Source organism: Rhodococcus sp. 008, assembly GCF_001682295.1.
Lineage (GTDB): Bacteria > Actinomycetota > Actinomycetes > Mycobacteriales > Mycobacteriaceae > Rhodococcus_F > Rhodococcus_F qingshengii.
Genome location: NZ_CP012749.1, coordinates 5839235 through 5866166, shown reverse-complemented (window position 1 = coordinate 5866166; position 26932 = coordinate 5839235). Strand labels below are relative to the sequence as shown.

Sequence of the window (26932 nt, the reverse complement as noted above, 5' to 3'; positions counted from 1 at the left end):
TTCTGGGTACGACTGCTTGAGAGGCGCGATCAGCCTCTTGCTTTCGCGCTGTTGATTCGGACGCGGCTACGCACTCGGCGGCCGCGGAGATCATGCGGGGCGGGGCGCTGTGAAACCCTTCGAGGTAAGTCGGACCGACCCTTCTGATGAGACGCTCTTTCCGCTCTCGGCCGCCCAACGGGCAACCTGGTTCGCTCAGCAATTCGATCCCGAAGTCCCGATTCTGATAGCGCACTACGTGGAGCTGCGCGGCGAACTCGACGTCGAACTGCTGGATCGCGAAACGCGAGCGGTGGCATACGAGTTTCAATCTCCTTTGCTCAAAGTGATCGAGATCGACGGTCAACCGATGCAGTACGTGGATGAGAAGGCCGAAATCTCGGTCGGTTTGGTCGACCTCCGTGGGTCCCCCGATCCGATCGAGGATGCCCTCGGGTGGATGCGCCGAGATTGCCGGACACAGCTCGACCTGGCAGTCGACGGAATCGTCGCGACCGCTGTGCTGCGCGTGGGTGACGCGCACTATCTGTGGTACAGCCGCATCCATCATGTTGCGCTCGACGGTTTCGGTGCCATGACCATGATGAACCGCATTGCGCATCGGTACTCGGCCTCGGCGGCGAGAAAGGACTCGCAGCCGAGTCGTGCCGCGACGCTGCGCACGCTGTACGACATCGACGAGCGGTACAGAATGTCGGATCGATTCGCCGCCGACCGGGAGTACTGGGCTGAGCGCAATACCACCCTCGCCGGATCCAGCCTGGCGGAGGCTTCTGGGCCCGCGCAAACCGAGAGCCGACTCGAAAGCACACTGATGTCGGACCGAAGTTGTGCCCTTCTCTACGAATCCGAGAACCACGCTGCACCGGTCATCGCTGCGCTCGCGTTGTACCTCGCGCGGATGACGGCGAAAGAGACTGTCCAGATTCATGTTCCGATGTCCGGACGGACTACGGCGGTGCTGCGGGATTCGGGCGGCATGATGGTGAACGTCACGCCACTGCTCATCCGTGTCGCAGCGGTCGACACCGTCGGTGAACTCTTCGCCCAGGTCCAGCATGAGCTCATGGGTGCATTGCGGCACCAGCGCTGCAGCCTCGACGACATCCGTCGGGACGCAGGCGTGACGAGCGGTCTGGAAGGCGAAGACTCATATGCCGGGCCCATGGTCAACGTCATGCTGTTTCGCCAGGAGGTGCAGTTGGGCGAGGTGGTTGGGGCGTATCACATCGTCACCTCCGGGCCGGTGGACGACCTTCTGGTCAACGTGTATCCGAGCGGCGACAGGCTGCGTGTCGACTTCCGGGCAAACCCGATCCGATACGAGGAGGCGGGTTTACGCGAGCACCACCGGAATTTTGTCGGCTTGCTGGAAGAGTTGATCGCGTCTGATTCCGGTGCCGAACTCGCAGACATTCACAGCCCGACGGCCCGGGAGGGCGAGCGACGACGACGCGAAGTGCGGCACCTCGAGTATTGGAGACATGAGCTCACCGGGGCGCCCGAACTATTGCAACTTCCGTTCGATCGGCCCAGACCTGCAACGCAATCGCTGGAGAACGGACGGGTTGAGGTCCTGATCGCCGCCGACACCCACGCGCGGATCACGGCGATGGCGAGTGATCTCGGGACGGACACTCGTGCGGTCTTACATGCAAGCTTTGCTCTCCTGGTGAGCCGGTTGTCCGGTGCTTCGGATGTTGTGATCGGTACGCCCGCGGGATCCGACGCGAACATCGTCGCCATCCGGAGTCGCATCGATCTGGAGACGCCGTTCACGGCGCTCCTGTACAGCGTCGTCGAGGTCCACAGTAATGCGCGGGCGCACAGCGAGATACGGCTCGAGCAGTTGGTTCAGCCATTGCACGTGGAGGATGTACCCGCCTATGCGCCGGTTGTACAGGTGACGTTCGTGTCCGTCGCCGGCGCTGACGAGCACCCTCGCGACATCGGCCGCTTCGATCTCGGAGTGTCTGCAGTCGAGACTTTCGACGAGGTGGGTACGCCGTCCGGAATCTCGGTGAGGCTCGCGTTTGCCACCGACCTGTTCGACGCCGAGACGGTACGCGGCCTCGGTTTGCGGTTCGCGTGTGTCCTGGAATCCGTCACAGCGGATCCGGCAATCATGGTCGGCGACATCGATATCTTGTCCGACGACGAGCGATCCGCGATACGGCCTGTCCGCGGTGAACCGCGCGCTTCGCACCGCACCCTGGCCGATTTGTTCGACGGTGCGGCGCGCACACACCCCGACGGCGTGGCCCTGTCGTATCTCGATGCCGAGTTGACGTATCGAGAACTCGACGAGCGTTCCTCGAAGTTGGCCCGAGAATTGATCGACCGCGGCATCGGTCCGGAAAACAGTGTGGCGCTGGGTATGACGCGTTCGATCGGATCGGTTGTCGCGATGTTGGCGGTGACCAAAGCTGGCGCGGCATTCGTGCCGGTGGATCCGACCTATCCGGGTGAACGTGTTCGCTTCATGCTGACCGATTCCGGCGCCGTACTGGGGCTCACGGTCGTTTCCGAACTTCATCGTTTGCCGGATTCGATTTCCTGGATAGCAATCGACGACGCTGAGTTCCGTGGCCGACTTGCACGGTTGTCAGTGCGCTCCATCTCCGATGTCGATCGGGTGCACCCGATCCGGCCCGACAATCCTGCATACGTGATCTACACTTCGGGTTCCACCGGACTCCCCAAGGGGGTGACGGTCTCGCATCGTGGACTGGAAGCGCTTGCTGCCGAACAGCGTTCGCGGTTCGGTGCGACCCAGGATGCGCGAACATTGCACTTCTCGACCCCGAGTTTCGACGCCTCGATTTTCGAATACCTGCTGGCTTTCGGTGCCGGAGCGACCATGGTGATTGCGCCGAGCACGATCTACGGCGGTGACGAGTTGTCTCACTTCCTCGAATCCCAGCGTGTCACGCATGGTTTTGTCACTACTGCGGCGCTCGGAACAGTTTCGCCTGAGGGCCTTTCGGACTTCGGCGAAGTGGTGGTCGGTGGTGAGGCCTGTCCGCCGGATCTTGTGAAGCGGTGGGCTCCCGGCCGACGGCTGTGCAATGCGTACGGGCCGACCGAGACCACCGTCATGTCGAACATCGGCGAGCCGATGGTGTCGTCGGAGAACATCACAGTGGGCGGTCCGCTCCGCGGCTTCGAGGAGATCGTGCTCGATCAGCGATTGCACCTCGTCCCCGACGGTGTTGTGGGCGAGCTGTACATCTCGGGAGACGCGCTCGCACGCGGCTACCACCGAAAGTATGCGTTGACGGCAGAACGATTCGTGGCAGACCCCTTCGGCCACCCGGGCCGGCGGATGTATCGAACGGGGGATTTGGTGCGGCGGCGTCGTGGCCGTGCACTCGAGTACGTCGGCCGTAGTGACTTCCAGGTGAAAGTTCGCGGATTCCGTATCGAGCTCGGGGAAATCGACAGCGTCGTGCAGTCGTGTCCGCAGGTCGAGAATGCAGTCACCGTGGCGCGTGCGGCTCCCTCCGGTACAACGATGATCACCACGTACGTCGTGCCTGCCGGCGGAAGTGCGCTCTCGACGGCCGAGCTGACGCAGTACGCCGCGAGCCGTGTGCCGTCGTACATGGTTCCAGCGGCATTTGTTCTACTCGACGAGTTGCCGGTAACTCCGGCGGGAAAGGTCGATCGCGCTGCCTTACCGGCACCTCGGTTCGATGCTCGGTCGGACAACTTTCGACCGCCCGAGGGCGCTGAAGAACTACTGCTGGCCGAGATTTTTGCCGACGTTCTAGGCGTCGAGACGGTGGGTGCGGGTGACGACTTCTTCGAGCTGGGTGGGAACTCACTGATCGCCACAAAGGTGATCGCACTAGTCAATGCCGCTGAAGCAATCGATTTCGGGGTGCGGACTTTGTTCGAAGCACCGACGATCGAATCACTGGCCCTCCACGTGCGGGATGCGAAGTCATCCCGCGTTGATCGCACGCGTTCGAAGCGTCCAATCCTGCAGGCACATTCGTACAGGGACAAGATTCCGGTGTCTGTGGCACAACGACGCCTGTGGTTCGTCAATCAGTTCGACACGTCGTCCCCGGCCTACAACATTCCGATGGTGGTCCGACTGTCAGGTGCCTTGGATGTCGCTGCAATGCAGCGCGCGGTGGGAGATGTTGTCGATCGGCATGAATCGCTCCGTACCGTCTACCCGGCGTCGGTCGACGGCCCACATCAGGTAGTAGTGCCTTCGGAACGCGTGACGTCGAAGATTGCGTGGGAAGTATCCGTGGACGAGGAAGCCTTGGACAGGCGCATCGCCGATCTCGCTCGCGAGGGGTTCGACGTGAGCGCGAACGTGCCCCTGCGCGGCTCCCTTTTTCGGGTCACGCCGGACGATCATGTCCTTGCGCTGGTGGTTCACCATATTTCGGCGGACGGAGCATCCCTCGAGCCGCTGGCCCGCGACCTGACCCGCGCCTACGCGGCGCGGGCTGCGAAACGGGCACCGGACTGGTCGCCTTTGCCTGTGCAGTACGCCGACTACAGCCAATGGCAGATCGAACTGCTCGGCAGTGACGACGATCCGGACACGCTCGAGGCGAAGCAGTTGGACTACTGGACGTCCACCCTGGCCGGTCTACCTGACGTGATCGACCTTCCGCTGGATCGACCGAGACCGGCGGAACGATCCATGCGCGGTGAATCGGTCCGATTCTCGGTGCCCGCAGACGTGCACAGTGAACTCCTCGAACTCGCTCGGAATCACAACGCGACACCGTTCATGGTGATGCACGCAGTGCTGGCGGTTCTGTTGGCACGGCTGAGCGCCTCGCCGGACATAGCGATCGGGACTCCGGTAGGAGGGCGCGCCGAGCAAGTCCTCGACGATCTGGTCGGGATGTTCGTCAACACGGTCGTCCTGCGAATCACCGTTGACACCGCCGCGACTTTTGAGGAGATCCTTTCACGAACTCGCGAAGTCGATCTGGCAGCGTTCGGACAAGCCGAGGTGCCGTTCGAGCGAGTCGTCGATGCAGTTGCGCCGGAGCGTTCGTCATCTCGCTCACCGCTCTTCCAGGTTCTGTTGGAATTCCAGAACACCGCAGATCCCCACCTCGAACTACCCGGACTGGATGTCGATGTTGTTCCAGTCGACGTCGGTGTCGCCAAATTCGACTTGCAACTGTCGCTCACCGAGCAGCGTGGCAAAGACGGCGTCCCCATGGGTTTCGATGCCGCCTTCACCTATGCCTCCGATATCTTCGAGCGCACCACAGTCGCCGAGTTCGGCGAGCGTTTCGTCCGCCTCCTCCGGTCGGTCGTGTCGGATCCGACAGTGCCAGTAGGGGATACGGAAATTTTGGGCGCGCCCGAGCGTGGGTTGGTGGTGGGTGGTTGGGATGGTGTGGGGGTTGTGGTGGGGGGTTTGACGTTGGTGGATGTGTTGGATGGGCGGTTTGCTGGTGTGGGTGGTGGGGGGTTGGTGTGTGGTGGGGTGGTGTTGTCGTGGGGTGAGTTCGATGTTCGGGTGAATCGTTTTGCGCGGTTGTTGATTTCGTTGGGGGTGGGTCCGGAGTCGCGGGTGTGTGTGGCGTTGTCGCGGTCGGTGGAGTTGTTGGTGGCGGTGTTTGCGGTGGTGCGGGCTGGTGGGGTGTTTGTTCCGGTGGATGTGGGTGCGCCGGTGGAGCGGGTGGGGTTTGTGGTGGGTGTGGTGGATCCGGTGGTGGTGTTGTCGCGGGTTGGTGATGGTGGGTGTTTGCCGGTGGGGGTGGGGTTTGTTGATGTGGGTTGTGTTGATGTTTCGGGGTTTTCGGGTGGTCCGGTGGGGGTGGGGGATCGGTTGGGGGTGTTGTTGCCTGAGCATGCGGTGTATGTGATGTTCACGTCGGGGTCGACGGGTCGTCCGAAGGGGGTGGTGGTGTCGCATGCGGGGGTGGTGAATCGGTTGTTGTGGATGCAGGGGGAGTTTCCGTTGGGTGTGGGGGATGTGGTGTTGCAGAAGACGCCGGTGTCGTTCGATGTGTCGGTGTGGGAGTTGTTTTGGCCGTTGATGGTGGGTGCGCGGTTGGTGGTGGCGGATCCGGGTGGGCATCGTGATCCGGTGTATTTGGTGGGTGTGATCGAGCGGTGGGGGGTGTCGGTGGTGCATTTTGTGCCGTCGATGTTGGAGGTGTTCGTGGGGGAGTTGAGCGTGGGGGAGTTGGGGGTGGGGTGTTCGGGTTTGCGTCGGGTGTTTGTGTCGGGTGAGGGGTTGTCGTCGGTGTTGGCGGGGCGGTTTGCGGGGGTGTGTGGTGCGGAGTTGGTGAATTTGTACGGGCCGACGGAGGCGTCGGTGGATGTGACGTTTCATGTGGTGGAGGGTGTTGTGGGGGTGGGTGTTCCGATTGGTCGGCCGGTGTGGAATACGCGGGTGTTGGTGTTGGATTCGCGGTTGCGGCCGGTTCCGGTGGGTGTGGTGGGGGAGTTGTATGTGGGTGGGGTGCAGGTGGCTCGGGGGTATGAGGGTCGTGTGGATTTGACGGTGGGTCGGTTTGTGGCGGATCCGGTGTCGGGGGTGGTGGGTGCTCGGGTGTATCGGACGGGTGATGTGGTGCGGTGGGGGTGTGGTGGGGTGTTGGAGTTTGTGGGGCGCAAGGATTTTCAGGTGAAGGTGCGGGGGCAGCGGGTGGAGTTGGGTGAGGTGGAGGCGGTGTTGGCTGCTCAGGTGGGGGTGGCTGGTGCGGTGGTGGTGTTGCGGTCGGGTGTGGGTGGGGATTTTTTGGTGGGGTTTGTGGTGGGTGAGGTGGGGGTGGTGGTCGATGAGGTGGTGGTGTTGGAGGGGGTGCGGAGGTCTCTTCCGGGGTTCATGGTGCCGTCGGTGGTGGTGGTGTTGGGGGAGTTTCCGGTGACGGTGCATGGGAAGTTGGACCGTAAAGCCCTCCCGGACGTCACCTTCGAACCTCAAGCGCTGCAGTATGTTGCGCCACGAACGCCGGTCGAGGAGACGGTTGCCGCAATCTTCGATGATCTGCTGGGAACGTCGACGGTGGGCGTGAACGACGACTTTTTTGCCCTGGGTGGGAACTCTCTCAGTGCGGCCAGGTTGGTTGCGCGAGTGAATTCTGTTCTCGGCGAACGGATCAACATTCGTGACGTCTTCGATGCTTCTACCGTTGCAGCGCTGGCCGAATTGGCGCAGTGTCGCGGAGGAGAGGGGGCCAAGCCGGCGTTGACGCCGCGGGGTATGACGACAGATATCCCACTTTCACCGGCGCAGGAGCGAATGTGGTTTGCGAATCAGTTCGCCCCCGAGTCCGCCGCCTACAACGTCGCGTGCGCGTTGAGGCTCGAAGGTGCAGTGAACGTGAGTGCGCTTCACGCTGCATTTGTCGACGTCGTCGAGCGGCACGAGTCCTTGCGCACTGTTTTTCCTCTCACTGACGACGGCCCGCGTCAAGTGATCATGTCCACCTCACAGGTGGTATCGGATCTTGCACCGATACTTGTGCAGGGAGAGGAAGAGCTGCGCGAGCGTAGCCGGCAGATCGCTTCGGATGGTTTCGACGTCACGCAGCAGGTCCCGATGCGCGCCACCTTGTTGCGGCGAGATGACCAGGTCCACTCGCATGTCCTGGTGATCGTGATTCACCACATCGCCGCCGACGGATTCTCGACGGTACCGCTGGCCCGAGATCTCATGAGCGCATACTCCTCCCGTGTGAACGGTAAGGCACCGCAGTGGGCGCCGCTCGGGATCCAGTATGCCGACTACGCGTTGTGGCAACGTGGTTGGTTGGGCTCGGAATCGGACTCTCGGTCTCTGATCTCGAAACAGCTCGGCTATTGGGCCGAGAATCTTGCGGGCGCACCTGAGGTTCTCGACATTCCGACCGATCGACCGCGCGGTGATGTGCGTTCGCTTCGACGCGGACGGATCAGGTTCGAGTTCGGTCCGAAGGTGCATGCCGGTGTGGTTGCCCTGTCGCGCAAACACAACGCCACGGTCTTCATGGTTGTGCACGCAGCCTTGGCAGTGCTGCTGGCGAGGCTCAGTGATGAGGACGACGTAGCCGTCGGAACTCCCATCGCCGGGCGTGGGGAGCGCGAACTCGACGACCTGGTGGGCATGTTCGTCAACACGTTGGTCTTGCGCACTGCAGTGGACCGCGGCGCAACTTTCGGAGACTTCCTCGACCAGGTCCGAAACGTAGATCTGAGCGCCTTCATTCACGCGGACGTGCCGTTCGAAAGAGTCGTCGAGATCGTGAATCCTTCACGTTCGACGGCGTACTCGCCCCTGTTTCAAGTCATGTTGGAGTTCCAAGACATCGAACGGCCTGCACTCGAACTCCCCGACCTGCAGGTGACCGACGTGGGCGTCGAGATCGACACCATCAACTTCGATCTTCAGTTGACGGTGACGCGGAACGCCGGCGCAGCCGGCGAATACGACGGTCTTCGCGCCGAATTCGGATATGCCACAGATATTTTCGACGAGGAAACGGTAGCGGGCTTCGCCGACCGCCTGCAACGGATTCTCGAGCGCGTTATCACGTATCCGCAATCACGGATCGGAGATATCGAGATCCTCGACGCCTATGAGTCAGCCGAACTGGTACCCGTGCGAGGTGAGATTTCCGCCGCTGTTCAGACCCTTCCGGATTTGCTGACTGCAGCAACAGATATGGCGACCGCCCAGGATCCCGGCGCCGTCGCGCTGGTGTTCGAGGAACGTGAAGTGACCTATCTCGAACTCGACGTGCGGTCGAACCGCTTGGCCCGCATGCTGATCGAATCCGGAGTGGGTCCCGAATCGGTGGTGGCGTTGTGTCTCCCACGCTCCATCGAGTCCGTTCTGGCGGTGTGGTCCATTGCCAAGACAGGTGCGGCATTCCTGCCCGTGGACCCGGGACATCCTGCTGCTCGTATCGAGCACATGCTGGGCGACTCCGGTGCAGGGTGGGGGATAACGTCTCGAGCTCACACCGCGGCATTGTCCGGCCTCGTGCCGTGGCTGGTCCTCGACGATGCCGGTTTCGAGGAACGGCTGCGGGCGTACTCGCCATCGAAAGTCACCGACGCGGATCGGAAGGCACCGATTCGCATCGACAATCCGGTCTATCTGATCTACACGTCGGGGTCGACAGGAACACCCAAGGGCGTGACGGTCACACATCGCGGGTTGAGCGACTTCGCGCTCCAGGAGCGTGAGACCTTCGCCGCCACGACCCGATCCAGAACTCTGCACTTCGCTTCGCCGAGTTTCGACGCGTCGGTTCTCGAGCTCGTGATGGCCGTTGGTGCTGGAGCCACGATGGTGATCGTGCCACCGACCGTCTACGGCGGGTCGGAACTGGCGGCGCTACTGGAGCGCGAGCGCGTCACCCATTGTTTTGTGACTCCGGCGGCCTTAACGTCCGTCGACCCAGACGGTCTCACCACTGTCGGTTGTGTCGTGACAGGTGGGGAAGCGTGTCCGCCGGAATTGGTGGCCCGCTGGGCGCCGGGCAGAAAGATGTTCAACGCCTACGGTCCTACCGAGGCAACTGTCGTGTCGAGCATCAGTGCGGCACTGGCTCCGAACGACCCGGTCACTATCGGCACACCTACTCGCGGATTCAGCGAGGTAGTGCTGGACTCGCGTCTGCGAGCGGTACGGGTAGGTGTCGCGGGGGAGTTGTATCTTGCCGGGCCGGCTCTCGCTCGCGGCTATCACCGGCGATACCCGTTGACCGCCACGCAGTTTGTCGCAGATCCCTTCGGTGCGCCGGGAACGCGGATCTATCGCACGGGCGATCGCGTGCGGTGGACGCCCGACCGACGGCTGGAGTATCTCGGGCGCACCGATGCCCAAGTCAAAGTCCGTGGGTTCCGCATCGAACTCGGGGAAGTCGAGGTGGCACTGCAGACGCACCCGCGCGTGGCCCAGGCGGTGACGGCCGTCTGGAACGGCGACGGCAGGGATCGGTTGATCGGCTACGTGGTTCCCGATCGCGGAGCGAGTGTCGATCCGCGAGACGTCCTCGCCCATGCAGGCAAGCGCCTGCCGTCGTACATGGTGCCGGCGGCGGTGGTGGTGCTCGACGCCGTTCCGCTGACGGTTCACGGAAAACTCGACCGCGCAGCGCTTCCCACACCCGATTTCTCGTCCGCCGCCACACCCGACCGGCCACCGCGAACGGAAACCGAGAATCTTCTTGCCGCTCTGTTCGCGCAGGTTCTCGGTCTCGACGCGGTAGGAGTGCATGATTCGTTCTTCGAGCTCGGTGGCGACAGCATCATGTCCATCCAATTGGTGGCCCGCGCTCGCGATGCGGGTGTGATCATCTCACCCCGAGATGTTTTCGACCACAAATCCGTCGCCGCGCTTGCCGAGTCGGCGCACCTTGAGCAGGACAGGCCTGATGTACTCGCGGAGCTACCGGGATCCGCTGTCGGAACTGTTCCATTGAGCCCGGTGGCGCAGTGGATGCTCGACCGCAGCAGTGGCGGGCTGCGTGGCGGCGGAGTGAAACGGTTCTCCCAGGCGCTCTTGCTGACAGCTCCCGCTGATCTCACCCAGGACCTCCTTGTCCGTGGTCTCCAGGTGTTGCTGGACCGCCACGGAATGCTTCGAGCTCGCTTGGTTGAGAGTGACCGGGTCATGGAAGTCTTACCACCCGGCTCGATCTCGGCCGAAGGACTGATCCACCGCGTAGCTGTCGATTCGGTGGACGACGAAGGTTTCAGGGCCTTGGCGTCGGGAGAACTCGAGGCCGTGGCCGACAGCTTGGATCCCGCCACGGCTGACATGGTGCGCGTGATCTGGTTCGACCTGGCCGACAAACCTGACGTGTCGACCGGGCGGGGCCGACTACTTGTGGTGATTCATCACCTGGTTGTCGACGGCGTCTCGTGGCGCATTCTGGTCACCGACCTGGCGTCGGTGACAGCACAACTCCAGGCCGGTGTCACGCCCGAACTGCCACAGATCGGAACGTCGTTCCGGCGATGGGCGCATGGGCTTGTCGAGCACGTGGGCGACCGGAGCGTCGAACTGGACATATGGAAAACGATCCTGGACGGCGATGACCCGTTGATCGGTTCGCGCCCACTCGATCCCACGATCGACGTCGACGACACGGTCGACACCGTTACAGTGGACATCTCGCCTTCGGCGACCAGGAACCTTCTCACCACGGTTCCTGCGGCATTCCACGCCGGCGTGAACGACGGACTCGTCACCGCTGTTGCGTTGGCCTCGATCGAGTGGCGACGACGCCGCGGTATGGATACCGCTGCCGCCCTGATCACGCTCGAAGGACACGGGCGCGAGGAAGGAGCGGTTCCTGGTGCAGACCTCGCTCGCACCGTTGGTTGGTTCACCACGCTCTACCCGGTGCGCGTGGAACTTGGCGCAATCGACGTCGACGACGCACTGGCAGGTGGCGCCGACGCCGGGCGGGCTCTCAAAGCTGTCAAAGAGTACGTGCGTGCGATCCCCGATCATGGAATCGGATTCGGGATGTTGCGGTACCTGTCGGGCGAGAGCGACCCACTCGGCCGATTCCGTTCTCCTCAGATCAGTTTCAACTATCTGGGCCGGATCAGCTCCTCTGACGGAACACAGGACTGGCTGCCGGTGGAGGGCAATCGAAGGCTCGGCGGAACCCAGAACCCGTCCATGCCTGTGGCGTCCGTGATCGACATCAACGCCGCGGTTGAGGACCACGTCGACGGGCCGTGCCTGACAGCGTCTTTCACCTTTCCCCGCGGAGTGCTCGACAGGTCTGACATCGCGGAGTTCGCGGAACTGTGGCGTCGTGCGCTCGACGGACTCACCGCGCACGCGTCGCGACCTGATGCGGGCGGTCTGACGCCGTCGGACATTCCCCTCGTCTCGGTCGACCAACAACAGATCGAACGCTGGGAGAACGACTTCCCCGGATTGCACGATGTCTGGTCGGTGTCGCCCCTTCAGGCCGGGCTGATGTTCCATGCCTCACTGGCGGCCACGTCGACGGACGTCTACACAGCGCAGTTGTGCGTCGAGCTCGAAGGATCGGTTGATTCCGAGCGTTTGCGCGGCGCTGCTGCCGGACTATTGGCAAACCACCCGAATCTGTGTGCAGCGTTCGTCTACGACGTACACGGCCTACCGGTGCAGTTGATTGTCGACGATGCCGTGATTCCCTGGACCGAGGTCGACCTGAGTGATCGCGGATCGGCAACCGACGCAGATCTGGAGCGCCGCCTCGCCGAGGATCGCAGTGCACCCTTCGACCTCGCTTCGCCGCCACTGCTTCGGCTGACGTTGCTGCGAACCTCGCCGACGAGGTGTGTGTTGGTGGTGACGAACCATCACATCGTTCTCGACGGTTGGTCGATGCCGTTGCTGGTTCGCGAACTGTTGATGCGATACGCGGACGACAGTCTCTCGGTCGAGAGGGCCCCGGCCGATCTTCCCGAGACTCCGTCGTACCGCACCTATCTGGAATGGTTGATGCACCGCGATATGGAGACCTCGCTCGCGGCGTGGGAGGACGCCTTGGAAGGCGTCGACGAGCCGACGTTGTTGGCGCCTTCGACGCCGATCGCGGAGCAGCTGGTGCCCGAAGAGGTTGCCGTCGATCTACCCGATTCGGTGCGCGACGGACTCGGTGCGCTGGTCCAACGGAGCGGGATCACGATGAACACGGTGATCCAGGCGGCGTGGGGTGTCCTACTGTCTCGGATGCTTTCCCGTGACGACGTAGTCTTCGGCGTCACGGTTTCGGGCCGCTCACCCGAGTTGCCTGGTGTGGAAAACATGATCGGGCTGCTGATCAACACGTTGCCTGTCCGAGTGCAACTGGATCCGGACGAGACGTGTACGCAGCTGCTCGCTCGACTGCAAAGCGAGCAGACAGCTCTGCTCGATCATCACTATGTCGGACTCGGCGCGATTCAATCTGTCGTAGGGACAGGCAATTTGTTCGACACACTGTCGGTCTTCGAGTCGTATCCGATCGATACCTCGGGGATGGGCGGGAACACCGACATTGCCGGTATGCGCGTCACCGCTGTGAATGCCCGCGACGCCACGCATTACCCGCTCACCGTGCTGTCGGTCGCGGAACCGACGCTGCAGGTCAGCCTGCGGTACCAGCCGGCGGCATTCGACCGCGCCGCGGTCGACACCATTGCACAGCGAATGTCGCGGATTCTTGCCGCCTTCGCAGCGAACGCGGATACACCGGTCGGTGAGGTCGACGTGTTTGTCGCCGGTGAGCGTGGGTTGGTGGTGGGTGGTTGGGATGGTGTGGGGGTTGTGGTGGGGGGTTTGACGTTGGTGGATGTGTTGGATGGGCGGTTTGCTGGTGTGGGTGGTGGGGGGTTGGTGTGTGGTGGGGTGGTGTTGTCGTGGGGTGAGTTCGATGTTCGGGTGAATCGTTTTGCGCGGTTGTTGATTTCGTTGGGGGTGGGTCCGGAGTCGCGGGTGTGTGTGGCGTTGTCGCGGTCGGTGGAGTTGTTGGTGGCGGTGTTTGCGGTGGTGCGGGCTGGTGGGGTGTTTGTTCCGGTGGATGTGGGTGCGCCGGTGGAGCGGGTGGGGTTTGTGGTGGGTGTGGTGGATCCGGTGGTGGTGTTGTCGCGGGTTGGTGATGGTGGGTGTTTGCCGGTGGGGGTGGGGTTTGTTGATGTGGGTTGTGTTGATGTTTCGGGGTTTTCGGGTGGTCCGGTGGGGGTGGGGGATCGGTTGGGGGTGTTGTTGCCTGAGCATGCGGTGTATGTGATGTTCACGTCGGGGTCGACGGGTCGTCCGAAGGGGGTGGTGGTGTCGCATGCGGGGGTGGTGAATCGGTTGTTGTGGATGCAGGGGGAGTTTCCGTTGGGTGTGGGGGATGTGGTGTTGCAGAAGACGCCGGTGTCGTTCGATGTGTCGGTGTGGGAGTTGTTTTGGCCGTTGATGGTGGGTGCGCGGTTGGTGGTGGCGGATCCGGGTGGGCATCGTGATCCGGTGTATTTGGTGGGTGTGATCGAGCGGTGGGGGGTGTCGGTGGTGCATTTTGTGCCGTCGATGTTGGAGGTGTTCGTGGGGGAGTTGAGCGTGGGGGAGTTGGGGGTGGGGTGTTCGGGTTTGCGTCGGGTGTTTGTGTCGGGTGAGGGGTTGTCGTCGGTGTTGGCGGGGCGGTTTGCGGGGGTGTGTGGTGCGGAGTTGGTGAATTTGTACGGGCCGACGGAGGCGTCGGTGGATGTGACGTTTCATGTGGTGGAGGGTGTTGTGGGGGTGGGTGTTCCGATTGGTCGGCCGGTGTGGAATACGCGGGTGTTGGTGTTGGATTCGCGGTTGCGGCCGGTTCCGGTGGGTGTGGTGGGGGAGTTGTATGTGGGTGGGGTGCAGGTGGCTCGGGGGTATGAGGGTCGTGTGGATTTGACGGTGGGTCGGTTTGTGGCGGATCCGGTGTCGGGGGTGGTGGGTGCTCGGGTGTATCGGACGGGTGATGTGGTGCGGTGGGGGTGTGGTGGGGTGTTGGAGTTTGTGGGGCGCAAGGATTTTCAGGTGAAGGTGCGGGGGCAGCGGGTGGAGTTGGGTGAGGTGGAGGCGGTGTTGGCTGCTCAGGTGGGGGTGGCTGGTGCGGTGGTGGTGTTGCGGTCGGGTGTGGGTGGGGATTTTTTGGTGGGGTTTGTGGTGGGTGAGGTGGGGGTGGTGGTCGATGAGGTGGTGGTGTTGGAGGGGGTGCGGAGGTCTCTTCCGGGGTTCATGGTGCCGTCGGTGGTGGTGGTGTTGGGGGAGTTTCCGGTGACGGTGCATGGGAAGTTGGACCGTAAAGCCCTCCCGGACACCGATTTTGCGAGCGCTGCATATCGGATTCCTGCCACTCCTGCCGAAATCGGAATCGCCCGTGCTGTTGCCGACGTTCTCGGTCTCGACCAGGTGGGTGCCGACGACAGTTTCTTCGAACTCGGCGGGGATTCCCTCAGCGCCACTCGAGTCATCGCCCGCATCAACGCCGCATTGCACACCAATATGGGGGTCAATGCACTGTTCGACGCCCCCGTGGTCGCGGACCTGGCGGCCTCGATAGATCCAATCGACTCCGCGCCGGGCGAGCCTGGACTCGAGGAAGCTACTCGTGTGCCCCTCACGAGTAGGGCACGGCCAGAACGTATTCCGCTGTCGTTCGCGCAATCGCGGATGTGGTTCGTCAACCAGTTCGACACGTCGTCTCCGCTCTACAACATCCCCGTCGCACTACAACTGGACGGGTTCCTGGATTCGGGTGCGCTCCAAGCCGCGCTGGGTGATGTGGTGGAACGGCACGAATCTCTTCGAACGATCTTTCCTGCGTCCGCAGACGGGCCCTACCAGGTGATCGCCGAACCCGCGGTCGCTGCTCCTCGAATCCACCCCGTGCCGATTCCCGGCGAGTGGCTTTTCACGGACTTGCACGCGTTCTTCGACATCGGATTCGATGTGTCCGAAGGGTTCCCGCTGCACGTGAGGTTACTCCGAACCGGACCGGAGCAGCATGTACTCGCGATCGTTGTTCACCACATCGCCGCAGACGGCTTCTCGATGGCACCACTGGCACGCGACCTGATGAGTGCATATACCGCGCGCACGCAAGGTCGGAGCCCGGACTGGGCGCCGCTGCCGGTTCAGTACGCCGACTACACCCTCTGGCAGCGTGAGATCGTCGACGCAGACGTTGGTCCGGAAACTTCGCCCTCGGCCGAATTCGATTATTGGACAGCGAAGCTGTCGGGTATTCCGGACGTCTTGCCGCTCCCTCTCGATAGACCACGAACCTCGAAACGGTCTGCCGAGGGCGCGGTGGTTTCGATGGACTTCTCGCCCGAGATCCATCGAGCTTTGAACGAACTCGCACACCAGAACGGTTCGTCTCTGTTCATGGTGATGCATGCGGCTCTGGCGGTATTGCTGGCACGGCTCACTACAGCGGACGACGTAGTGATCGGGACTCCGGTCGCAGGTCGCGGTGCATCGGTGTTCGACGATGTGGTCGGGATGTTCGTCAACACGCTCGTCCTTCGCACACCTGTCTCATCCGGAGCAACCTTTGCCGAGGTGTTGGCCGCGGTGCGGTCAACGGATCTCGGTGCTCTGGACCATGCAGACATCCCCTTCGAGAGGTTGGTGGATTACCTCTCGCCCGACCGTTCCACCGAGCATTCACCTCTGTTTCAGGTACTCCTCGAATTCCAGACCGATACGGGACTGCGCTTCGACTTGCCGGAACTGACGGTTCGCTCGCTCGACGTCGATCTCGCGGTTGCGAAATTCGATCTGCAACTGAGTGTGATGGAGCACGTCGACGAGCACGGTGAGCCCGCTGGTATCAGCGCCGGTTTCCGTTATGCAACAGATATTTTCGATCGAATGTCGGTGGCGCGCATCGCGGCGCGCTTCGAAAGAGTGATCGGCGCCGTGACCGAGAACCAGTCGGTGGTCGTCGGTGATATCGACATGATTCTGGCCGGCGAACTCAGCGGGTTGCTGGTTGCGCCCACGCCCTCTGGCGCCGGAACAGACGAGGATTCGTTGTCGGATCTCTTCGATCGCACGGCGCGGACGTCCGGTGCTGCCGTGGCGGTGCGCTGCGGCGGATTGTCGGTTACGTACCGCGAACTCGACGAGCGAGCAAACCGCCTTGCTCGACTGTTGGTGGCGCAGGGGGTGGGGCCGGAAACCTTGGTGGCAGTCGCGATGGCCCGCTCGATCGACCTGATGGTGGCATTGCTGGCGGTGGTGAAGGCGGGTGGCGGATACGTACCGGTGGACTCGACTTCTCCGGTAAACCGGGTGGACTTCGTGCTGCGTGACGCCCGGCCGAAGTGTGTGTTGACCACCCGGGCCGACGGCGTCTACATACGAGACAGTGACGCAATCGCAGACAGCGAGATTCCAGTGATTGCGGTAGACGACCCGGTGATTCTCGATGCACTGCACAGGTTTTCTCCGCTTGCGGTGACCGACCGAGATCGGCTGCTACCGCTCCGACCCGAATCGGTGGCCTACGTGATCTACACCTCGGGGTCCACCGGGCGCCCGAAGGGGGTGCAGGTTTCTCACCGCAGCGTAGTGACGTTGCTGGCAAACACCAGAGCGCTCTTCGGCTTCGGCAGCGGCGATGTGTGGACGATGTTCCATTCGGAGGCATTCGACTTCTCGGTCTGGGAAATGTGGGGCGCACTCGCACACGGTGGCCGACTGGTACTGGTCGACTACTTCACGGCCCGTTCACCAGAGGCATTCCTCGAATTGCTACGGCACGAACGTGTCACGGTGCTCAATCAAACTCCCACCGCCTTCTATCAATTGGCGGAAGCCGACCGGCTTACCGGGGGTGCGGCCCTGTCATTGCGCTACGTGATCTTCGGCGGAGAAGCGCTCGACTTCGGACAGTTGACGCGCTGGTACGCCCGTCGCGGGACTTCGTCACCAGATCTGGTCAACATGTACGGCATCACGGAGACCACTGTGCACGTCAGCCATTTACCGCTCGATCGTGTGCTGGTGCGTCAACGATCGGCCTCGGTGATTGGTCGGGCGTTACCCGGATTGCGTGTGTATGTGTTGGATCAGCGGTTGCACCCGGTGCCGCCCGGTGTGGTGGGTGAACTGTATGTCTCCGGTGATCAGGTTTCACGCGGATACCTCGGCCGGTTCGGTCTGACGTCCGCGCGGTTCATTCCCGACCTCGCGGTCAGTGGTGCGCGTATGTATCGATCCGGTGACCTGGGGCGCTGGAACGACAGCGGGCAGCTGGAGTACCTCGGACGAAACGATCTGCAGGTGCAGGTGAAGGGGTACCGAATCGAACTCGGCGAGGTGGAGGCTGCACTGCTCTCCGGAGTGGGCGTGTCTCAGTCGGCGGTGGTAGCCCGCAGAGACCGGTTGGTGGGCTACGTGGTGCCGGAGTCCGGTGCCACTATCTCTCCGGCGGCGTTGCTCGGGTATGTCTCACAGAGGTTGGCGCCCCACATGGTCCCCGCTGTCGTGACGGTTCTCGAGGGTTTGCCGCTGACGGTGAACGGAAAGCTCGACCGGAATGCATTGCCTGAACCTGACTTCGGGCGACAGGCAACCGTAAGTCGTGGCCCCGCGTCCGCGACGGAAAACATCCTTGCGAGTCTGTTCGCCGAAGTTCTGGGACTCGAGGAGGTGGGGGTCGACGATTCGTTCTTCACTCTAGGCGGTGACTCGATCATGTCCATCCAGTTGGTGACGCGCGCCAGGTCTGCCGGAGTTCTGATCACACCGCGCGAGGTGTTCGAACGCAAAACTGTTGCGGCGCTGTCCGAGACGGCCGGAACGGCTGGCAACCGTGTCGTCGTCGACGAATTGCCTGGCGGCGGCGTCGGTGAGATCGAATTGACGCCGATCGTCGAATGGATGCTTGACCGTGGTGGAGATTTTCTCCGGTACTCCCAATCTGTTCTGCTCTCGGTTCCTGCCACGCTCGACGAGGTCACGCTGACACTGGCCATGCAGGCTGTGCTGGACCACCACGACATCCTCCGCGCAGGCATCCGGGCGACGCATCATCCTGAATCCGCTCGGCGGATGGACGTTGCGCCTGTAGGTACGGTGCGGGCGGAGACCGTCGTACGCCACGGGAGCCTCGGGGGTTCTGCCGCGGAGACGGTCTCGACAGAACTCGACGCAGCTCTGGGGCGGCTCGACCCGGAGGCAGGTGTGATGGTGCAGGCAGTCCTGCTCGACACCGACGGGCAGATTCAAAAGGACCGGCAGGTTCAAAAGGACCGGCAGAGCCGGAAACGGTTGCTACTGGTAGCGCACCATCTGGTGACGGACGGTGTTTCCTGGCGAATCCTGATCCCCGATCTTGCACTTGCCTGTGCGCAGGTGCAGTCAGGCGTCGACCCGTCACTTGCTCCGGTCGGAACCTCGATGCGTCGATGGGCACATGGCCTCGTCGACGCCGCGTGCGAGCCCGATCGGGTGGCTGAGATCGACTATTGGCGAGAGGTGCTCGAGGGTCCCGATCCGACTCTGGGTGTGCGCGCCCTGACGAAGAGGGACACCGCCTCGGCCACCATTGACATCGAAGTACGAGTTCCCACGGGATTGACCGAGGCCGTGTCGACGACAGTTCCGCAGGCGATTCACGGGAGCGTCGAGGACGGATTGTTGACGGCTTTGGCACTTGCGATGGTCCGCTGGCGCATGGACCGCGGCATCGACAATCCGGAGACATTGATCAGTCTCGAGGGGCACGGACGCGAGGAACAGGTGGTTCCCGGGGCAGATCTTGCTCGCACGGTGGGATGGTTCACGACGATCTTCCCGGTGCGGATCGATCTGAGCGGAGTGGATCCGGGTGACGCCTTCGCCGGCGGCCCGGCTGCCGGCGTCGCTGCCAAGACTGTCAAGGAACAACTCCGGGCGGTGCCGGACCGCGGCATCGGCTTCGGGTTGCTGCGCTATCTGAACCGCGAAACGGCACACACTCTTTCGCAACTTCCGGTGCCTCAGATCAGCTTCAACTACCTCGGACGCGTCGGTGGATCCGACGCCGACGCTTCAGCGGGATGGGTACCGATCCGTGACGAGGACCTGCGGACGGTTGCGGCCGTCGATCTTCCACTCGCCAGCGTCCTCGAGGTCAACGTGATGACGGTCGACAGCGATACCGAGGACGGTCCGCAGCTCGTTGCCGGCTGGACGTTCCCACCGGACATTCTGGGTGCGGACGACGTTCGGCAACTGGGGCAGTGGTGGCTCGACGCACTGGCCGGGCTCGCAGAGTTCGCGGCGGGCGGCGGCGGATTCACACCCTCGGACTTCGATCTGGTCGATCTTAGACAGGAGGCGATCGACGACCTCGAAAGTCGGTGTCCCGACCTGAGCGATGTCTGGCCACTCTCTCCACTGCAAGCGGGGTTGTTGTTCCACGCCGAATTGGCCGAACGATCGGTCGACGCATACCTCGTACAAGTGGCTCTCGATCTAGCCGGCGCAGTCGATTCGGAGCGCCTGCGCCGCGCCGCCGACGCGCTGCTCGGCCGGCATGAGAACCTGCGTACCGCCTTCCTTCACAGCGCCGACGGCCGTGCCGTCCAGGTGGTCCGAAGCAACGTGGCAGCGCCGTGGCAGGAAATCGACCTCACTGGTGCACCAGATCAGGAAATTGATCGAGCGCTGGCCGAGGACCGAGCGCGCCCGTTCGACATGGCACGGGCGCCGTTGATCCGATTCACCCTGATCGCTCTCGCCCCCGAAAAGTTCACGCTCGTGCTCACCAATCATCACATCCTTCTGGACGGCTGGTCCATGCCCCTGCTGATCCGGGAATTGGCGACGCTCTATGCCGCCGACGGTCAAGTGGCGGCCTTGCCTCACGCGCGCGCGTATCGCGACTATCTGACCTGGATGAGCCGCCGCGATCAGCAAGCTTCCCGAGCTGTGTGGGCGAGGACGCTGAGCGGAGTCGAAGGACCGACGCTGTTGGCTCCAGCGGTTCGATCGCGTCGACTCTCCACCATGGCGGCCGAGTGGGTGTTCGATCTGGACGAGGAATTCACAACCTCACTTCGCGGAATGGCGCGTGAACTCGGGCTGACGATCAACACGATTGTTCAGGCATCGTGGGGGATCGTCCTTGCTGCACTGACCGGGAGAGACGATGTGGTGTTCGGAGCGACGGTGTCGGGTCGACCTCCCGAGCTGACCGGGATCGAAACCATGGTCGGGCTGTTCATCAACACAATTCCGGTCCGAATCACGCTGCGCCCGAGTGAAAGTATCGGCACACTCCTCGCGCGGATCCAGGCCGAGCAAGCAGAGCTGTCGGATCACCACTGTCTCGGGCTTTCCGAGATCCACGTAGGCGCGGGGCCGGAGATCGGATTCGACACGTTGACTGTCTTCGAATCGTATCCCGTTGACCGTCAGGGGCTTTCGTCCGATGCCGATATTGCGGGGGTCCGGATCACCGATGTCGAAGCCAAGGACGCTGCCCACTACCCGCTCAGCCTCGTAGCATCGGTCGACACCAGGCTCCGCCTGAAATTCGAGTACATACCCGAGGTTTTCGGTGCCGCCGACATCGAAGAGATCGCCGGACGACTGCGGCGCGTACTCGAAGCGTGTACCCAGCCGGATCGTCCCTTGGCTGTGGTGTCGGTGCTCGCAGCCTCCGAACATACTGAATTGGTGCCAGTCCGTGGCACGGCCGGCGGGTCGTCGCGCGTCTTCCCGGAGATCTTCGACGAGGCAGCCCAGCGTGATCCGAACGCACCGGCCGTGGAATCGGCGGACGGCAGCATGACCTACGGCGAGCTGGACATCCTTTCCAATCGCATTGCTCGCATGCTCGTCTCGCACGGCCTGGGAACCGAGGACTATGTAGCGGTCGGTGTCCCACGTTCTCTCGCGTCCGTGGTGTCGATACTTGCCGTCGCCAAGACAGGCGCTGCGTTCGTGCCGATCGATCCCGACTATCCGGACGAGCGGATCAATCACATGCTGATCGATTCGAAGGTCAGCTTCGGATTGACCACCACCGCGGGCCGAGATCGATTGCCCGATATCGCGGAGTGGCTGATTATCGACGATCCGCATTTCACTAAGAAGTGCGAGGGATTCTCGGGGAGCCCGTTGACCGACAACGACCGACTCCGTCCGATCGGGTTGGATTCAGCTGCCTACGTGGTCTACACCTCGGGGTCGACCGGCGTGCCCAAGGGCGTCGTGGTCACGCAGCGAGGGCTCGACAACTTCGCCCGAGACCAGCTCGAACGCTACGGCGCAACTCCACAATCACGCACGCTGCACTTCTCCACTCCGAGTTTCGACGGGTCGCTCTTCGAATATCTGCAGGCTTTCGGAGCCGGGGCGACGATGGTTGTCGCTCCACCCGGGATCTACGGGGGCGAGGACCTGGCGCAACTTCTGGCAGAGCACGCCGTCACGCACGCGTTCGTCACCACAGCGGCATTGGCATCGGTGGACCCGGCTGGGCTGGAACAACTTTCGGAAGTCGTATTCGGGGGCGAGGCGTGCCCGCCCGACCTCGTCGCTCGCTGGGCACCTGGCCGCCGCCTGTACAACGCGTACGGACCGACCGAAGCAACGATCATGTCCAACGTCAGCCCACCGATGACCGCCGGAGAACCAATCACCATCGGTGGACCCGTCAGGGGCGTCAGCGAACTGGTGCTCGACACTCGACTTCAAGCGGTTCCCGTCGGGGTCCCCGGCGAGCTGTACCTGGCCGGACCAGGCGTGGCACGGGGATATCACCGAAGGGCGGGGTTGACGGCAGAACGCTTTGTTGCCAACCCGGCTGACCCAGGAACGCGGATGTACCGCACCGGCGACATCGTGCGATGGACGGCGGACATGTGTGTCGAGTACGTCGGGCGAAGCGACTTCCAGGTCAAGGTTCGAGGCTTCCGTGTCGAACTCGGTGAGATCGACAGTGTGCTGATGTCGGAGCCCAACGTCGGTTTTGCCGTTACGGTTGCCGATTCCGGCCCCACCGGAGACACCCGACTCGTGTCGTACGTCGTGCCCACGGCGGGTCGACTGGACACCAGGATCCTGATTCGCGCCGTGGCCCGGCGCTTGCCTTCGCACATGGTGCCTGCCGTTCTCACGGTGCTGGAGAACATTCCGTTGACCGCTGTCGGAAAAGTCGACCGTTCGGCGTTGCCAAGACCCGAAATCGAGACGACCACAGGGGATTTCCGTCCCCCGGTCGGCCCGGTCGAACAGGCAGTGTCGGACGTGTTCGGCGAGGTGCTCGGCCTCGAACGAGTCGGTACCGACATCAGTTTCTTCGAGCTCGGTGGAAATTCTCTGAGCGCCACTTCGGTCGCGGCGAGGCTACGGGCGGTGCTCGGAGCTACCGTAGGCGTGCGGGATCTGTTCGAGACGCCGACGGTGGCCGAGTTGGCTACGGTGATCGGCCAGTCGGTTGCCGAAGGGTCGGAGCGACTGGGACCGCGCCCCCGACCCGACAACATCCCCTTGTCGTTTGCTCAGCAGCGGATGTGGTTCGTCAATCAACTCGACACCAGTTCTCCTGCATACAACATTCCGCTCGTGGTGCGGTTGAGCGGTGAACTCGACAAACCGGCCTTGAGATCAGCGATGTCCGATGTCATCGCCCGCCACGAATCGCTGCGAACGATGTTCCCGGTCCACGGTGACGGACCGGTCCAGCACATCCTGCCCACCGAGAGCGCCGAGCTGCCGCAACTGACCGAGACATCGGTGACCGACGAACATCATCTCCGTGACGAGCTTGCCCGGATGGTCTCGGCCGGTTTCGACGTCGCCGCACGAATTCCCCTGCGGGCAGCGTTGTTCACAATCGATGAGCGCGAACACGTGCTTGCCGTAGTGGTGCACCACATCTCGGCTGACGGCTTCTCGATGTCTCCGTTGACCCGAGACGTGATGATTGCATACGAGGCCCACGCGTACGGCGGGGATCCCCAGTGGACGCCGCTTCCAGTCCAGTACGCCGACTTTGCGCTCTGGCAACGGGAGATTCTGGGCTCAGTCGACGACCCAGGGTCGGTGATCAGTGAGCAGTTGGCTTACTGGCGACGTGCACTGTCAGGTGCTCCCGACCTCTTGGAACTTCCGCTCGATCGAGACCGGCCGACGCAACAGAGTTTTCACGGCTCGCGGATTCACTTCTCGATCAGCAATGATCTTCACCGCCGTATTCTGAACGTGTCGCGGCAGCACGAGTCCACTGCATTCATGACTGTGCATGCAGCGCTCGCGCTCTTGCTGGCACGTTTGGGCAGCACCGACGACATCGTGATCGGCACGCCGATCGCCGGCCGGGGAGATCGTGCCCTCGATGATCTGGTCGGCATGTTCGTCGGCACGCTCGCACTGCGCACACAGGTGGATCCGGCTCGATCGTTCCGCGAGTTGGTTGAGCATTGCCGCGAAGTCGACCTCGTCGCGTTCGCTCATTCCGACCTGCCCTTCGAGCGGGTAGTGGACGCGGTCGGGCCGAAACGGTCGAGCGCTTATGCACCGATTTCCTCGGTGTCGCTGGAATTCCAGAACAACAAACGACCGATTCTGAAGCTACCGGGACTGGAAGTCCGCGGGATCGACCCTGAACTCGAGGTAGTGAAGGTAGACCTGGAATTCCTTCTGGCCGAGGAGTACGACGATCGCGGTGAACCGGGAGGGATGAGCGGAGCCGTCGACTTTGCCACTGATCTCTTCGACCCCGGTACGGTCGGCGGTTTTGCCGACATGTTCGTTCGTGTGCTCGAGGCCGTGACCCGGAATCCGCAGGTACCGATCGGTGACATCGACCTACTCGGCGATCCCGAACGTCGCGAGTTGACGCCGGCGCATGGGCTCCCCGAAGTACCTCCGAAATTGTGGCCTGAGTTGTTGGCGGACGCCGTGGCGATCGATCCTGACTCGGTGGCCCTGTCGCTCGAGAACCGGCAGCTCAGTTATCGCGACCTGGACGAGTGGTCGAATCGTGTTGCCCGGGAGTTGTGCGGTCGCGGTGTGGGCCCGGAGACCTTCGTGGCACTGGGAATGCCTCGCTCGATCGAATCGGTGGTGGCGATCTGGTCGGTGACCAAAGCCGGAGCGGCTTTTGTGCCTGTCGATCCGGCCTATCCGCGCGAGCGCGTCGAATACATGCTTGCCGATTGCCGAGCCTCGCTCGGTTTGACTGTTCAGACCAGCCGAACTCACCTACCCGACGTTGTTCCCTGGCTGGAACTCGACGACCCACACTTCGCCCGGCGGGTAGCCGCGCTGTCGCCGGAACCGATCACCGATGACGATCGAACCGGTGAACTGAACCTCGATCATCCGGCCTACCTGATCTACACCTCGGGATCTACCGGGAAACCCAAGGGAGTGAACATTACTCATCGAGGTTTGGCGAGCTTCACGGCCGAAACTCGTGAGAGGTTCGAGGTCACTCACGACTCTCATGTCTCTCAGTTGGCATCGCCGAGTTTCGACGCTTCCATCTTCGAGTTGACGATGGCATTCAGCGCCTCGGCGCAAGTCGTGATCGTTCCGCCTGCTGTGTACGGTGGCGCCGAATTGGCCGATGTTTTCCGGCGCGAGCAGGTCACTCATGCCACCATTACACCGACCGCGCTGGCGGCGTTGGGTGACAACGGTTTCGAGGCGCTCCGTGTTCTCGATCTGGTGGGCGAGGCCTGCCCGCCGGAGGTCGTCGCGCAATGGGCGCCGGGTCGGAGGCTGCACAACGGCTACGGCCCGACTGAAACCACCGTGCAGGCGAGCGTCAGCGATTCGATGAAACCCGGTGCGGGAGTGAACATCGGCTCGCCGGCAGTGGGCTTCGGCTTCCTGGTGCTGGACGAGCGTTTGCAGCCCGTCCCGGTGGGCGTGCCGGGGGAGTTGTACATCATCGGTCCAGGTATGGCACGTGGGTACCATAATCGGGCGTCGCTCACGTCGGAACGATTTGTCGCGTGCTCGTACGGGTCGCCGGGGCGCCGGATGTACCGCACCGGAGATGTCGTGCGTTGGCGTGAATCCGGCGGTGACAGTGCCAAAATCGTTGGCTCCGGCGATGGAGTGCATCACACGCTCGAATACATCGGGCGCAGCGACTTCCAGGTCAAGGTCCGTGGTTTTCGGATCGAACTCGGGGAAATCGATGCAGTTCTCTCACGCCATCCGTCGGTGGACTTCGCCGCGACTGTCGGCCACACGGGACCGTCGGGTGAAACGGTCCTGGTGTCGTACGTGCGTGCGTCAGCTGCTGACGCCACCGGCACCGACGAGATACGGGCGTACGCAGCCGACCGACTACCCTCGCACATGGTTCCGTCGGCAGTGGTGCTTCTCGAGCGGATTCCGATGACACCGGTGGGCAAGCTCGACCGAAAGGCCTTACCGGAACCCGAATTCGGTTCGGCTGCAGCCGAGTTCCGCGAGCCGGTCACCGACACCGAGCGCGCCGTGGTCGACTCGTTCGTCGAGGTTCTGGGTGTCGACCGGGTGAGCACTACCGACAGCTTCTTCGACCTGGGCGGGTCCTCCCTGGTGGCCACCCGAATCGTCAGCGCACTGCACTCTCGTTTCCGACGGAGAATCCCGCTTCAGTGGATGTTCCTCGACCCGACACCCGCTGGAATCGCTCGACGCCTCGACATGCCGACAGCCGACGCCGGTATGGAAGAGCTTCTCGCCGTGGTTGTTCCACTGCGGACGAAAGGGACTGGGCGACCGCTGTTCTGTGTGCACCCCGGTATCGGCCTGTCCTGGGGGTATGCCGGCTTGGTGCGGTATCTGCCCGAGGACAGACCCGTGTACGGACTTCAGCTCCCCGCTCTCAGCGACGACGGTGACTATCAGTCGATCGAACAGTTAGCCCATCGCTACGTCGAAGAGGTGGAGGCCGTTTCGCCGGACGGGCCGTACGACTTACTCGGGTGGTCCCTTGGCGGAGTCATCGCGCACGCCATGGCCGTCGAACTGCAATCGTCCGGCCGCGACGTCGCCACACTGGCGATGATGGACAGCTACCCCGACAACGGCGATGCCCCTGCGTCAGCCGAACTCGACGTCCGAGACATACTGCGAGGACTCGGCCTCGAGATCGAGACCGACCGAGATCTGACCTTCGACGAGGCGGCGGCCGTGTTGGCCCGGAGGCTCGGGCCCGAGACGGGAGTCGACGGTCGGGACCTCGAACGGATTGCCCGAGGGTACGAGACTTCGCAGAGAATCACGCACCAGTTCGTTCCCCAGGTCTACGAAGGAGATCTGCTGATCTTCCTGGCATCCGGAGACGACGACACGATTCCGCGCGACAGGTCGCCGCAGGAATGGAGCCCACTCGTGACGGGCCGGATCGTGGAGGTGCCCGTGCGCTGCGAACACAACGAGATGATCGAACCTCCGGCCATGGCGGTCATCGGACCGGTGCTCGCCCGGGTGCTCTCGATGTTTTCCGGATACCCCGAACGGGCATGACAACTTCAAGCC

General features: G+C 62.8%; 1 protein-coding gene. It reads left to right on the top strand.

Annotated elements, in window-relative coordinates; translation table 11 throughout:
• Positions 1-109: 109 nt before the first annotated feature.
• Positions 110-26920 carry a non-ribosomal peptide synthase/polyketide synthase gene (locus AOT96_RS27045; RefSeq protein ID WP_065352530.1) on the top strand — a complete coding sequence of 8937 codons (26811 nt, stop codon included), beginning with the start codon at positions 110-112 and terminating at the stop codon, positions 26918-26920.
• Positions 26921-26932: the final 12 nt, after the last annotated feature.